Raw genomic sequence first — 13,208 nt, 5'->3', positions numbered from 1 at the left:
TAAACGCGACTGCTCGGCGCTGGCTCTGGGAGCGCTCCCCTTTCTTCCGTACAATAGCCGCCAAACCTCTTTACGTCCCTGAAAAGCACCTGCTGTGTACCATGCTACTGATGATTTTGAATTCGTCTCTGCCGGGTACACTCAGGGTACATTTTCAAGCACACAACACCATTATAGCTGTATTTTTATACAGCTAAAGAAATTATCTAAATGACTGATTTAACTATCGAAAATAGCGCAGACCGAGGCCGCCGATTTTCAGTGGCCCCTATGATGGACTGGACTACGAGAGACTACAGAGCGTTTGCCCGTACCCTGACCAAACGCACCCTGCTCTACACCGAGATGGTCACCACCGGGGCGATTCTGCACGGCTCGCCGCGGGAGCGGTTTTTGGGTTACAACGAAGTCGAGCATCCGATTGCGCTGCAGTTGGGCGGCAGCGACGCGGGGGAGCTGGCCGAGTGCGCGGCGATTGCGCAAGAGTGGGGCTACGACGAGGTCAACCTGAACGTGGGTTGCCCCAGCGACCGGGTGCAGAACAACCTGATCGGGGCGTGTCTGATGGGCTACCCGGAGAAGGTGGCGGCGGCGGTGAAGGCCATGCAGGCGGCGGTCACTATTCCGGTGACGGTGAAGTGTCGGATCGGCATCGATGACCAGGACGAAGACGCGGACCTGGCGCGGTTTATCGATATGGTCGCCGAGGCGGGCTGCACCACGTTTAGTGTGCACGCGCGCAAGGCCTGGTTGCAGGGCTTATCGCCCAAGCAGAACCGGGACGTGCCGCCGCTGAACTACCCACGCGTACACCGCTTGAAGGCAGCGAACCCGGGGCTTCATATCGGCATCAACGGCGGTATTAAAACCCTCGATGAGTGCCAAGCCCAGCTCGAGCACGTGGACAGCGTCATGGTGGGCCGCGAGGCGTACCAGAACCCGTGGCTACTGGCCGGGGTGGATCAGGCGATCTTCGGTGAGCCGGGCCCGGCGGCCACGCGCCTGGCGGCGGCTCAGGCGTTCAAACCCTATATCCAGATGCGATTGGATGAAGGCGCCAAGCTCAACCACATTACCCGCCACCTGCTGGGGCTCTTTCAGGGCTGTTCCGGTGGGCGGCGTTTTCGTCGCCACCTTTCCGAAAACGCCCACAAGGAGGGCGCGGGCCTGCGCTTGTTCGATGAAGCGCTAAGTCTGGTCCGCGAGCCCGAAAACAGCGCATAAAAAACCCGCCACGGTCAGCCGTGGCGGGTTCGTTTTAGCGAACTCCCTGGGGCGTTACTTGCCTTCTTTCCGGCGGTTTTCCATGACGCCCTGCTCGACGCGCTCGCCGATCGTTGGGTCGACGTTTTTCCAGTACTCGAATACGCGGGACAGAACCGGCTCTTCCACCCCACCAGAAACGTGGCCGACGATGTTGTTCACCAAACGGTCGCGGGCGGCGTCGTCCATTACCTTGTTGACCAGGTCGTTGGCCTGGTTGAAGTCGCCATCACCCGGGCGCAGCGTGTAGGCGGCGCGTACCAGCTCGCCATCGGCTTCCCATACCGCGTCTTCCGGGACGGCGTTCGGGTCGGCGTGGGCGCCGCCCTTGCTGTTGGGCGCGTAGACCGGGTCCGACGTATTGGCAAAACGCATCCGGCCGCCCTTGGCGTAGCTGTTCACCTCGGCTTTCGGGGCGTTGACCGGAATCTGCTGGTAGTTGATACCCAAGCGGGCACGGTGGGCATCGGCGTAAGAGATGACCCGCGCCAGCAGCATCTTGTCCGGCGAGAAGCCGGTACCCGGTACGGAATTACTGGGCTGGAACGCCGCCTGCTCGATTTCGGTGTGGAAATCGGTCGGGTTGCGGTCGAGGGTCATCTTGCCCACTTCCTGCAGCGGGTAGTCGTCGTGCGGCCACACCTTGGTCAAATCGAACGGGTTGATGTGGTAGGTCTTGGCATCCTCGAAGGGCATGATCTGGACCTGCAGCGTCCAGGTCGGGTGTTCGCCGCGCTTGATGGAGTCGAACAGGTCGCGACGGTGGTAGTCCGCGTCGGTCCCCGCCATTTCATCGGCCTGCTCCTGGGTCATGCACTTGATGCCCTGGTCGGTCTTGAAGTGGTACTTGACCCAGAAACGCTCGCTCTTGTCGTTGACCCACATGTAGGTATGGCTGGAGTAGCCGTTCATATGCCGCCAGGTGGCGGGTACGCCACGATCACCCATCAACCAGGTGACCTGGTGGGCGGATTCCGGCGAAAGCGTCCAGAAGTCCCACTGCATGTCGTGATCGCGCAGGCCGTTATCGGCGCGGCGCTTTTGCGAGTGGATGAAGTGCTGGAACTTGAGCGGGTCGCGCACGAAGAACACGGGGGTATTGTTACCCACCATGTCGAAGTTGCCATCTTCGGTGTAGAACTTCAGCGAGAAGCCCCGCGGGTCGCGCCAAGTATCCGGGCTGCCGCCTTCGCCGGCCACCGTGGAGAAACGCGCGAGCATTTCGGTTTTCTTGCCCGGCTGCAGGAACTTGGCGCGGGTGTACTGGCTGACGTCGTGGGTCACCTCGAAGTGACCAAAGGCGCCGCCGCCCTTGGCGTGGGGTTGGCGGTCCGGAATCATTTCCCGGTTGAACGCCGCCATTTGCTCCATCAGGTAGTGGTCATGCAGTACGATTGGGCCGTCCGGGCCTACGGAAAGCGAATGTTCATCACTGGAAACCGGAATACCGGCGTCCGTCGTGGTGTTATTGGATTTACCGTTCGTCATACCTTCCTCCATGTCACGATCCGGGGCCTCTAAAGGGCCACCTTCGTTTTTGGCTTTGGCAAGTCGCCCATTGGTTGATGCTGGCGTGTGTATGTGTCCAACAGTTATAGCCAGGATGGGCCTATCATGCCATGTACCCAGCCCAACGGCTTGCTATAGCCCCCATAGCTATTAACGATCGACTACCCACCATTTCAACGCTTTAACCTATGACATTAAAAACGGCGGACATTAAAAACGGCGGACACTAAAAACGGCGAATGGCCACGGCGTTCAAAAAGCACTCTTTCAATACATGTTCAATACATGGGGTCGGAGACGGGCTCCAGGCTCGATTGGAAGCTTTCGATTGCGGTTTCCGCCTCTTCGATCTCGTCGAAGCGGGCAATGTGGTAGAGCGCCTCGCCTTCGTTGGCCAACGGCAAGCGGCTCATGCCGATCACGATACCGTCGGCCATGGCCAGCACGTCCCCTTCGTCGTTACCGAATGGGTCGGCGACCTTACCCAGCACCTCGCCCTTGGCGACCCGGGCCCCCAGGCGCACCTTGGGTCGCAGAATGCCGTCGATCGGCGCGCGCGCCCAGCTGGAACCATTGGCAAGCTCCGCCGGGGCCGGCAGGCGGCGGCGCTGCTCGCCGGAAAGCATCTTGAGCCGGCGCATAACGCGTAGAATACCGCGCACCCCCGGCGCAATCGCCCACTCGTCGAAGCGCAGCGCCTCGCCGGCCTCGTAGGTGAGCACCGGGATCCCGCGGTTCTGGGCGTAGTGGCGAAGACTGCCCTCGCGAAGCTCGGCGTTCAAGATGACCGGTGCCCCGAAGGCATCCGCCATGCGGGCTGTTTCGCTGTCGGGTTCGAGCTGCGCGCGAATTTGCGGCAGGTTGGTACGGTGAATGGCGCCGGTGTGCAGGTCGATGATGTGCGTGGCGTGATCGACGATCTCTTCGCGCAAAAGCGCGGCGATGCGCCCGCCAAGCGAGCCCTTTTCACTGCCGGGAAAGCAGCGGTTCAAATCGCGCCGGTCCGGCAGGTAACGGGTCTGCTGAAGAAAACCGAACACGTTGACCACGGGCACGGCGATCAAGGTGCCGCGTAGGCTTTTGATCGAGCGCGAGCGCAACAGACGCCGCACGATTTCCACACCGTTGATCTCGTCGCCGTGAATACCGCCGCACACCATCATGACAGGCCCTGGCCTGCGCCCGTGAACGACCTCGATGGAAATATGCAGCGGCGTATGGGTGTAAAGGCGCGCGACCGGCACATCGATTTGCAGCCGCTGGCCGGGCTGAAGAGTGTGGCCTGCTATCTTGAACGGTGCTTGTGCCATGACGGTTCCTGTCGATGTGATGAAAGCGCGGCCTAAAGCGGCGCGGGTGCCCCGAATGAGTCACTCTTTTACACCAGATTAAACGTTAATTGTCGTCGATGATGACATTGGTCAGCTAACCATACAGTTTTGAATGTAAAAAGGCGGCATTTCAGATAAAATGTCTCTCTTTCGAGGTAGTTATCAGGGTTGCGTTATGGCTAGAAAAACCAAGGCAGAAGCGGCAGCGACGCGTGAAGCTCTGCTCAACGCAGCTGAAGAGGTGTTTTTCGATAAAGGCGTTGCCCGCACCTCGCTCGAGCAAGTGGCCCGCCACGCCGGGGTGACCCGCGGCGCGGTTTACTGGCACTTCAAGAACAAGGGCGATTTGTTCATGGGGCTGGTCGAGCGCGTGCGCATGCCTTTTCAATCGCTGGTCGAAGAGGTCAAGAACGTCGACCCCAACGTCTCGCCCGTGGACGCCATACAGTTGGCGTGCCTGGCCGGCATGCGGCGTTTGGAGCAACCCTCGCACCGGCGCATCCTTTCCATCTTGCTGCACCGCTGCGAGTTTTTTAGCGACATCAACCCGCTCGAGATGCAAAAAGAGATCAACGAAGAGTGTTTCAATGAAATGCTCTGCCTGTTCAAAATGGCCAGCCAACAACAGCAACTGCGCGAAGGCGTAACGCCGGAAGTTGCCACGCGCCTGGTGCAGGCCACCCTGGGCGGGCTTTTTCACGACTGGCTCAGGGCCCCGGAAAGCTACTCGCTAAGCGAGCGCGGTGCGGAAATCATCGAGACGCTCATCAAGCTGATACGCCATCAAAACGGCTGAACCTCCCTGACTCTGGCCGCGTTACTCTACAAAGAACGCTGCCAGGAGCTTGCCTGTAAAAAGCCCGCCTATAAGGCGGGCTTTTGCTTCTCATAAAGACTGGGAGTGCGCGGCGGCGCCCTGATGTTTGTGGCGCAGGCGCAGCGTGTTCAAACGCTGGCGGGTGTCCATGTAGGTTTGCTCCTCTACGCTGCGGTAGGCGCCTTCGTCCTCGAGATACTTGACCAGTACCCGGCGCTCGCCAACGTTGAATGCGTCATCTTCCTTGCAATGAAGCTTCACACTGCAGCGCGGCCTGTGCGCCACCACCGCCTGGGAAAGCTCGGCACCTTCGAGGGTCGTCACCTCGACGGTGACCCCCAAAAGGCTACGGCGCTTGAAAGGCGCAAAGCGGTTAAGTCCGCGTGCCAGGCCCTGGCAAATAGCGGCGGCCAGGGGCGATGCAATGGCAAGCGACCCCCACACGATCACCACGCCGAGCGGCACGCGCAGCATGCCAAGCTCCAGCCAACGCAGTACCAAAAGTTCCAGCGTAAGCGTCATGCCACCGGCCAGTAGCATCAGAATGGTCAGCGCAAGCGTCGCCGGCACACCGGTAAACCCAAGCGATACCAGCGTGCTGGCCATGTGGTCATCGCGCAGGCTGTCGTGTTCGAACAGCTCGAGCGGGGCGATTCTGACCAGCACCAGCAGCCAGTAAAGCGCTAACAAGCCGAGCACGAATGTAAAGACGATAGTAGGAAATAATAAAGCGGCCGAGAGAATCGGTTGCATGGCGTGTCCTCCTCCAGGTGGTTGCCTGGTCGGTTTTGGCCTGTTGTTGTGGTTTTTGGTACAAGCCTAAACGTTTCATAAGCAAGTTTAGGTCAAATTACGCGCTTTTGCCCAGGCCCACCTTGACGCCGATCAAACCGGCCAAAAAAAGCGGGCCCCGAAGGGCCCGCTCGATGTGCACGCGTCAATGGAACACGTAATCAGCTCTGCTGATGTTCCAGACGTTCGTCGTGCTTTTTGCCTTTGCTCTTGCGCCGCATCCAGTCGGCGGTAGAGGCGATCATGGCGTAGAACGAGGGCACGAAAAGACTGCCCAGAATCGCCACCGACGCCATTCCCATTGCCACCGTGGTACCGATGTGGTGGCTGCTCACGTCACTCGCCCCGGTGGCCAGCGCCAGCGGCAGCGTACCGAAGATAAACGCAAGCGAGGTCATGACGATGGGCCTGAAGCGAAGCTCCGCAGCGGTAATCGCCGCCTCGCGAATGCTCTTGCCTTCGTCCTTACGCTGAAGCTCGGCGAACTCCACGATCAGGATGGCGTTTTTCGCCGCAAGCCCCACGACCACCAGCATCCCGATCTGCACGTAGACACTGGTATCCAGCCCGCGCAGCACGATCCCGCCGATACCCCCCAGGAAGGCGAACGGCGTCGCGGTCAGTACCGCCAGCGGTAGCGCCCAGCTTTCGTACTGCGCCGCGAGAATCAAGAACACCATCAGGATACCGAAGATGATCGCAAGCGAGGCAGTGTTGCCCAGGTTGGCTTCCTGGTACGCCGTGCCGGTCCAGCCCATGCCCCAGTTGGGGCCCAGGGTGTCGAGTACGACCTCGTTCATCGCCTCGATCGCCTCGGCGGAGCTGTAGCCGGGTGCCGCACCGCCCTGGAACTGAGCGCCGGTGTAAACACCGAAGCGCGACACCACCGACGCCCCGACCTGACGCTCGAGGGTGACGAACTCGGAAAGCGGGATACGCTCGCCGCTGCCGCCGCGCACGTAGACGCTGTTCAGGTCGTCCGGCGTTTTCCGGAACTCGTCCTCGTTTTGCAGATACACCTGGAAGTTACGGTTTTGGTAGCTGAAGTAGTTAACGAACCCGTTACCAAAGGTATTGGAGAGCGCCGAGTTGATATTCTCCAGCGCCACGCCGTAACTCAGCGCCTTCTGCTGGTCGATGTCGGCCCGGTAGGAGGGCACGTTGACGTTGAACGTCGAGAATACCTGGTTAAGCGCCGGGTGCTGGTTGGCCGCGCCCATGATCTGTAGCGAGGCTTCGTAAAGCTCCCGGGTCGAGGCACCGTCGAAGGACTGCAGGTAGCCGGTGAAACCGCCGGTGGTCGAAAGACCCATGATGGGCGGCACGTTGAAGGCCATGGCACTACCGCCATCGATACCCGCGCCCAGTTCCATGATCCGGCCTACCAGGGCATCCGCGGTCAGGTCACGGTCCCCCCAGGGCAGCATGTTGACGAAAATGACGCCACGGGCGGTGTTGACCGAGCCGGCCAGCAGGTCGTAGCCCGCCACCGCCGAGGAGTACTGCACGCCTTCGATCTCCTCGATCGCCGCGCTTAGTTTCGCCATGTAGTTCTCGGTACGGTCGAGCGAGGCAGCATCCGGCAATGACACGCTGGCCAGCACGATCCCCTGGTCCGTCTCCGGTACCAGTGTCGAGGGGGTAATCGAGTAGAGCCAGAACGAGCCAGCGCCCACCGCCAGGGTCAGGGCGAGCGCCAGCAGCCAGAAGCGAACCAGCTTTTTCACACACCACATGTAGACCGCGGTAATACCGGCAAACATACGATCGAACAGGCGAAGCGGCGTGCTGATCGCACGGCGAAACTTCGACGGCCGTTCGTGGTTGAGGTTGTGCTTGATGAAGATCGCCGAAAGCGCCGGCGTAAAGGTCAGTGCCATCAGCGCGGAAAGCGCTACCGAGACGGCCACGGTGATCGCGAACTGCTGGTAGATCTGGCCGGTAAAGCCGCCCAAAAACGCGACGGGCACGAACACCGCGGCCATGATCAAGGAGGTCGCGATTACCGGCCCGCCGACCTCGCGCATCGCCTGGATCGTGGCGTCACGCACGGTGATGTCCTCGTCTTCGCTGATCACACGCTCGACGTTCTCCACCACCAGAATCGCATCATCCACCACGATCCCGATCGACAGTACCAGCGCGAACAGCGTCAGCAGGTTGATCGAGAAACCGAACATATAAAAGCCGGCAAAGGTACCGATGACCGAGACCGGCACCACCGACATGGCGATCACCGTAAAGCGCCAGTTCTGCAGGAAGATGAACAAAATCACGGCAACGATCAAAAACGCTTCGATGAAGGTGTGGAAAACGGTTTCCACGGAGGCATCGATGAACAGCGTCGTATCGTAAGGCGTTACGTACTCGAGCCCGGGCGGAAAGCGGCTCTCCAGGTCCTGCATGGTGTTGCGTACCGCTTCGGCGGTCGAAAGCGCGTTGGCGCCGGGCTGCTGGTTGATGATGATCGGCGTCATGGTCGCGCCGTTCAAGCGAGCGCTAACGCCATAAAACGAGGCCCCGAGCTCGATACGCGCCACGTCTTCCAGGCGCAGCGAGGAGCCATCCTCGTTGGTGCGCAGGTAGATGTTACGGAACTCGTCCGGGTCAGAAAGCCGCCCGCCGGCGGTAATGGTATAGGTATAGGCACGCGGCTCACCCTGGGGGGAGGAGGCCAGGTTACCCGCCGGAATTTCGGTATTTTGCGTGCGAATGGCACTGGCGACTTCACTGGGCGTCAGATCGAACTGGGCCAGCTTGTCCGGGTCCATCCAGATCCGCATGGCGAACTCGCCGCCACCCAATACTTCGGCATTACCGACGCCGGGCACCTGACGCAGCTCGTCGAGGATATTCAGCGTGGCGTAGTTCTGCATGTAGACGTTGTTGTAATCGCCGCTTGGCGAGGTCAGCGCTACCAGCATCAAAATCGAGTCGGAGCGCAGTTCGACCTGCACCCCTTGGGACTGCACCTGCTCGGGGAGCTGGGAAAGCGCGCCCTGAACCCGGTTATTGACGTTGATGGTGTTGATGTCGCCATCGGTGCCGATATTGAACGCCACGCTCAGGCTCATGATGCCGTTATCGGCGCTGTTCGAGGTCATGTAGAGCATGTCCTCGACGCCGTTGATGGCTTCGGCCAAGGGGGCTGCCACGGTTTGCGCCACGGTTTCCGCATCGGCGCCGGGGAACTGGGCCTGCACCGAGACCGTGGGCGGTACGACGCTGGGATACTGCTCGATCGGCAGTATCCGCATCGCCATCGTGCCTATCAGCGTCAGGATGATCGCCAGTACCGTGGCGAAAATCGGACGGCTGATAAAGAAGTTAGAGAAGTTCATTATTGCGCACCCTCTTCTCCTTCACCGGCCGGCATTCCGCCGTCCGCCATGCCTGAAAGCTGCTCGGCTTCCTCGCGCTCTTGCTCGGCTTCGGCCTCTTCTACGTCCTCGACGATATTGTCGGCGTCACCATCGAAGGGTTGGGGGTCGATGACCATGCCAGGCTCGATGCCCGCCGGGTCGCCAACGATCACACGCTCGCCTTCTTCCAGCCCATCCAGAATGATCTGCCAGGGGCCGGCGACATCGCCAAGCTGTACGGTGCGCTCACGCGCCTTGTCTTCGTCGTCGAGCACGAACACCTGGGGGCCCATCAGGCCTTGGGTAACGGCAATTTCCGGCACGGCGATCACGCTAAAGCGCTTGAGGCCATCCAAACGTACGCGAATGAACTGGCCCGGCAGCACCGCGCCGTCCGGGTTCTCAAACGTGGCCGAGGCCTGGACGGTGCTGGTGCCGCTGTCCACGCGCGAACCCAAAAATTCGAGCTCGCCTTCGAGCTCGGCGTCGGCGCTGCCGCTTAGGCCGGGCACGCTCAGCCGGGCGACGATCGTCGAGTTATTGGCGTCGTCGTTCATCTGGCGGCGTAGCTCGAAGGCATCGCGCTGGGGTAGCTGAAAGCGCACTTCCAGCGGGTCGAGCGGGGTGATCGTGGCAAGCTCGGTTCCTGAAGTGACCACGTTGCCCAAGTTGATCTGGCTCAAGCTGATCAAACCGCTGACCGGCGCGGTCACGTTGGAGTAGTCGAGATCCAGATTGGCGCTGGAGAGCCCGGCTTCGGCCTGGGCGACGTTGGCCTGGGCGACGCGCTGGTCGGAAACGGCCTGGTCGTACTGCTGGCGGCTCACCGAGTTCTGGCTTAGAAGCTGCTCGAAGCGCTGGGCGTCGCGCTGGGCGCGCGAGGCCTGGGCGCGGGCGCTTTCCAGGTCTGCCTGGCGCTGGTTGGCGGCGGCTTCGTAGCGGTCCGGCTCGATGGTGTAGAGCGAATCGCCCTGCTCGACCATCTGGCCTGGTTGAAAGTGGCGCTCTTCCAGGGCGCCGTCGACCCGCGCGACCAGCACGACTTCGTTATCGCTTCTAAGCATCGAGGGGTAGGATTTATTGATCGGTAAATCCTGACGCTCGACATCGGCCACCTCGACTTCGTGCGGCGGCCGCTCTTGCGCGGATTGCTGTGGCTGTTGAGGCTCTTCGTCCCCACCACAGGCACTTAACGTCAGTGCAGCTATCAACGTCACCAGACTCGCTCTCGTTGAGTGAATCACTCTGTTCATACGTGGTATTCCCATTCATTTCTATATTTTGACGGATAGCTACACGGGGCTGCATCAGCAGCCCCTGGTATCAATAGGTGCCCGATTGGCCACTGCCTGGGCTGCCACCGGGAGAGTAAGCGCCGGATTGGCTACCCACTGCCGGATAGCCGCCTTGCTGGCCACCGCCGTAGGGGGAACCGCCCTGCTGGCCGCCGGCAGGATACCCCCCGGACTGACGGCGGGCGGGTGCGTACTCTTCTGAAGAGTAACTGGTCGACGGCGAGGAGTCCGGCCGGGGCGGCTCGCCGATATCCAGCGCACGCTGGTAATCGTCGCCCTCGTTAGTTTCGGGTAGCGTGAAATTGACGTCCTCGCCGGTTAACCATCCGTTAACCTCTTCAAGGGCGGCAACATCCAAAAGACCTGACTGCTGGCGCAAGGAGAGCAAATTGACCACGTAGTCGTAGCGCGACTCGGCGTAGTTGGCGATCGCGTTATACAGGTTCTGCTCGGCGTTGAGTACGTCGACGATATTACGCGTACCGACCTCATAACCGGCCTGGGTCGCCTCCAGGGCGCTACGCGTCGAGACGATCGCCTGCTGGCGCGCATCGACGGTTTCCACGTTGTTGCTGACCTGGGTATACAGCGAGCGAACCTGCTGAATGGTGGTACGCCGCTGGGACTCGAAATCGTACTGGCTGCTCTCGAGTTGAAAGGTGTTCTGGCGAATGCTGGCACTGGTGCTGCCGCCGGTATAGAGAGGAACGCTTGCCGATACCCCGAGCTGGCTCGACGCGTTGTGGCCGTCGAGATAGTCGATGTCGGAGTCCGAATACTGGTAATTGGCGAACGCCTGCAGGGTTGGCAAGCGGCCGGCCCGGGCGACTTCGACCCCGGCGCGGGAGACTTCGATACCGGCGCGCTGAGCCAGCACCTCCGGGTTGCGCTCGAGCGCCTGTTCGACCCAGTAGTCGCGCTCGCTGGGTGCAGGCAGGCCGACCGGCATGTCGCCGAGCGACTCGATGTTGGCGTAGCGGCGGCCGGTCAACTGCTCCAGCCGCTCGAACGCCACCTGCAGATTGCTCTCGGCCGTGATGCGCTCGGCGCGGGACTGATCGAAGCTCGAGCGCGCTTCCTCTACCTCGGTAATCGCGATCAGACCCACCTCGAACTGCTCGCTGGACTGCTCCAACTGACGGCCGATCGCACGTTCCTGGGCGCGGCGCGCTTCGAGCACTTCATAGGCACGCAGAATATCGAAGTACGCCGACACCACGTCGAGCAACAGCTGCTGCTCGGTCGCCGCCAGCACATACACCTGCTGGTCGATTTGGCGCTCGGCCTGATCGACCTGGCGAGCGGTCGCCGCGTTGAACAGTGCCTGAGTCGCCTCTAGCGAGAGCGACATATTGTTGTAGTTGTCTTCACTCGCCGGAGCACCCCCCGCGGGTGCTCCCCCACCGCCGGCGCCAGCGCCGCCGGTCGGGTTGGTCGGCTCGACCCGACCCGCCGACTGACTTTCGTATTGGCGGTTATGTACCACGTTGCCCGAGGCGTTGACTTGGGGGAGCAGTTCCCCGCCTACCACGTCCCGCGCGGCTTCCACACCGGAAAATTCGGAACGCGCGGAGGCAAGCTCAGCGTTGTTGTTGAGCGCATCGCGGGTGATGGTAATCAGGTCCGCCGCTTGGGCGGGCAGTACGAAGGAGCTTGTCAGCACGGCTAACAATAAAGGGCGTAAGGGGGCATTGACTGCCCAGTTTGCCAGTCGCATGGGAGTGCCTCTAGGTGTCAACGTGGGATGGTGCGCCACACAGTGGGAGTGTGAAAGGGTGGCATTATAGTTACATTCATGTATGTATGCTAGCCTTGAAGTTCTAGAAAATCTGTGTCTCGCCAAACGTCAAGACTAGCGCACCTTACTTTAGTCAAAAGGGTGAAAAGCGTGTACTTCTAACATCGGCCTTTTTTTAATCGAGGGATACCGCCCTCGAGGTCGGCTTCAACCGCTTGCGTCTTACGCGGCGTACTGCTCCAGCCGGTTCACGCAGCGCTCGACGCCGCTTAAGTACATGCTGCCAAATAGCAGCACGTGATTGAGCAGCGGGTAGAGTTGAAAAAGCGCTTCGCGCCGGGGCCAGTCGCTGGGGCCGTAACCGTTCCAGTAGGCGTCGAAAAAGCGCTCATCGGGGCTGCCAAAAAGCGTCAGCATGGCGATATCCACTTCCGGGTAGTGGCGGTAAACGGCGGGGTCGATCAGGGCGGGGCCGCGGGCGGTGTACAGAACGTTACCCGACCATAAATCGCCATGCACCAGGCTAGGCGATGCATCCGGCAGCCACTGCTCCAAGGCTTGGGCCTGGGCGTCGATACGCTTACCAAGTGCGGGGCTGATCAAGGTTTGCTCGAGACAAGCCTGGCTTAGCGCCCGCAAACGCCGCTCGCGCTGGAAAGCGCGGCCGTCGCTTAGCGGGGCGTTGGGTTGAGGAGTGCGCCCGCAGGCGTTGTCGTGCAGCCAGCCATGCTCGCTGCCAATCACGCCGTGCAGTTCACGAAGTCCTTCGCCAAGCTCAGCACTCGCCCGGGCGGTTTCAGGAATGGTGTGCAGCGCCTCGATCACCAGCCACTGCCCGGATTGGCCAAGTACCTCGGGGATCACCAGTGACGAGCCCGCCCCTTTCAGCGCGCGAAGCCCTTCCGCCTCGCCGCGCAGCCGCGCCGGGTCGTCCTGCTTGATAACGACCGTGCCATGAGCCGTATCGAGCTCGAACACGCCGGCGATATCGCCCCCGCTGAGCGGGGTGAGCGAACCGCGCGGCTCAAGCGCCAGCACGCTTAAAATATCCTGTAGCTCGGTGTTCACGGTGTTCCCCTCCCCCAGCGTCATTATCATATT

Annotated in this window: 9 protein-coding genes; 2 read left to right on the top strand and 7 right to left on the bottom strand. The window is 61.0% G+C overall.

Annotated elements, in window-relative coordinates; translation table 11 throughout:
* The first annotated feature begins 210 nt into the window (after positions 1–210).
* Positions 211–1,224: a tRNA dihydrouridine(20/20a) synthase DusA gene (gene dusA / locus ACWFVE_RS04615; protein WP_447528119.1), complete on the top strand. Its 1,014-nt coding sequence runs from the start codon at positions 211–213 to the stop codon at positions 1,222–1,224.
* A 54-nt stretch (positions 1,225–1,278) separates the two neighbouring features.
* Here the strand turns inward: dusA and ACWFVE_RS04610 are convergent, their stop codons facing one another.
* Positions 1,279–2,751, bottom strand: coding sequence for a catalase (locus ACWFVE_RS04610; protein ID WP_447528118.1), 1,473 nt, complete (start codon positions 2,749–2,751; stop codon positions 1,279–1,281).
* 299 nt (positions 2,752–3,050) lie between these two features.
* Entirely contained in the window at positions 3,051–4,082 is a 1,032-nt protein-coding gene (locus tag ACWFVE_RS04605) for a succinylglutamate desuccinylase/aspartoacylase family protein (protein WP_447528117.1), read from the bottom strand.
* 196 nt (positions 4,083–4,278) lie between these two features.
* Between ACWFVE_RS04605 and ACWFVE_RS04600 the strand changes: the two genes are divergently transcribed.
* Positions 4,279–4,899: a TetR family transcriptional regulator gene (locus tag ACWFVE_RS04600; RefSeq protein ID WP_447528116.1), complete on the top strand. Its 621-nt coding sequence runs from the start codon at positions 4,279–4,281 to the stop codon at positions 4,897–4,899.
* Positions 4,900–4,989: 90 nt separating this feature from the next.
* On the opposite strand, the gene ACWFVE_RS04595 is transcribed toward ACWFVE_RS04600, so the two are convergent.
* The 5 genes from ACWFVE_RS04595 to ACWFVE_RS04575 all read right to left on the bottom strand — a co-directional run bounded on the left by ACWFVE_RS04595 (position 4,990) and on the right by ACWFVE_RS04575 (position 13,175).
* A complete protein-coding gene (locus ACWFVE_RS04595; RefSeq protein WP_447528115.1) occupies positions 4,990–5,673 on the bottom strand; it encodes a hypothetical protein in 684 nt (227 codons plus the stop codon).
* Between the two features lie 200 nt (positions 5,674–5,873).
* On the bottom strand, positions 5,874–9,053 hold the full coding sequence (locus ACWFVE_RS04590) for an efflux RND transporter permease subunit (RefSeq protein ID WP_447528114.1): 3,180 nt from the start codon (positions 9,051–9,053) through the stop codon (positions 5,874–5,876).
* Positions 9,053–10,327: an efflux RND transporter periplasmic adaptor subunit gene (locus ACWFVE_RS04585; RefSeq protein WP_447528113.1), complete on the bottom strand. Its 1,275-nt coding sequence runs from the start codon at positions 10,325–10,327 to the stop codon at positions 9,053–9,055. Before ACWFVE_RS04585 ends, ACWFVE_RS04590 begins: the two co-directional genes overlap by 1 nt.
* Positions 10,328–10,397: 70 nt before the next feature.
* Positions 10,398–12,086: a TolC family outer membrane protein gene (locus ACWFVE_RS04580; protein WP_447528112.1), complete on the bottom strand. Its 1,689-nt coding sequence runs from the start codon at positions 12,084–12,086 to the stop codon at positions 10,398–10,400.
* Positions 12,087–12,329: 243 nt separating this feature from the next.
* Entirely contained in the window at positions 12,330–13,175 is an 846-nt protein-coding gene (locus tag ACWFVE_RS04575; protein WP_447528111.1) for a fructosamine kinase family protein, read from the bottom strand.
* Positions 13,176–13,208 lie beyond the last annotated feature (33 nt).

Source organism: Vreelandella mediterranea (assembly GCF_970647075.1).
Note: the sequence above shows the minus strand (reverse complement) of the source record. Positions and strands in the feature narration are given on the sequence as shown.

Coding starts and splice junctions, on each gene's coding strand:
- dusA (WP_447528119.1), top strand. CDS start 211: ATGACTGATTTAACTATCGAAAATAGCGCAGACCGAGGCCGCCGATTT.
- ACWFVE_RS04610 (WP_447528118.1), bottom strand. CDS start 2,751: ATGACGAACGGTAAATCCAATAACACCACGACGGACGCCGGTATTCCG.
- ACWFVE_RS04605 (WP_447528117.1), bottom strand. CDS start 4,082: ATGGCACAAGCACCGTTCAAGATAGCAGGCCACACTCTTCAGCCCGGC.
- ACWFVE_RS04600 (WP_447528116.1), top strand. CDS start 4,279: ATGGCTAGAAAAACCAAGGCAGAAGCGGCAGCGACGCGTGAAGCTCTG.
- ACWFVE_RS04595 (WP_447528115.1), bottom strand. CDS start 5,673: ATGCAACCGATTCTCTCGGCCGCTTTATTATTTCCTACTATCGTCTTT.
- ACWFVE_RS04590 (WP_447528114.1), bottom strand. CDS start 9,053: ATGAACTTCTCTAACTTCTTTATCAGCCGTCCGATTTTCGCCACGGTA.
- ACWFVE_RS04585 (WP_447528113.1), bottom strand. CDS start 10,327: ATGAACAGAGTGATTCACTCAACGAGAGCGAGTCTGGTGACGTTGATA.
- ACWFVE_RS04580 (WP_447528112.1), bottom strand. CDS start 12,086: ATGCGACTGGCAAACTGGGCAGTCAATGCCCCCTTACGCCCTTTATTG.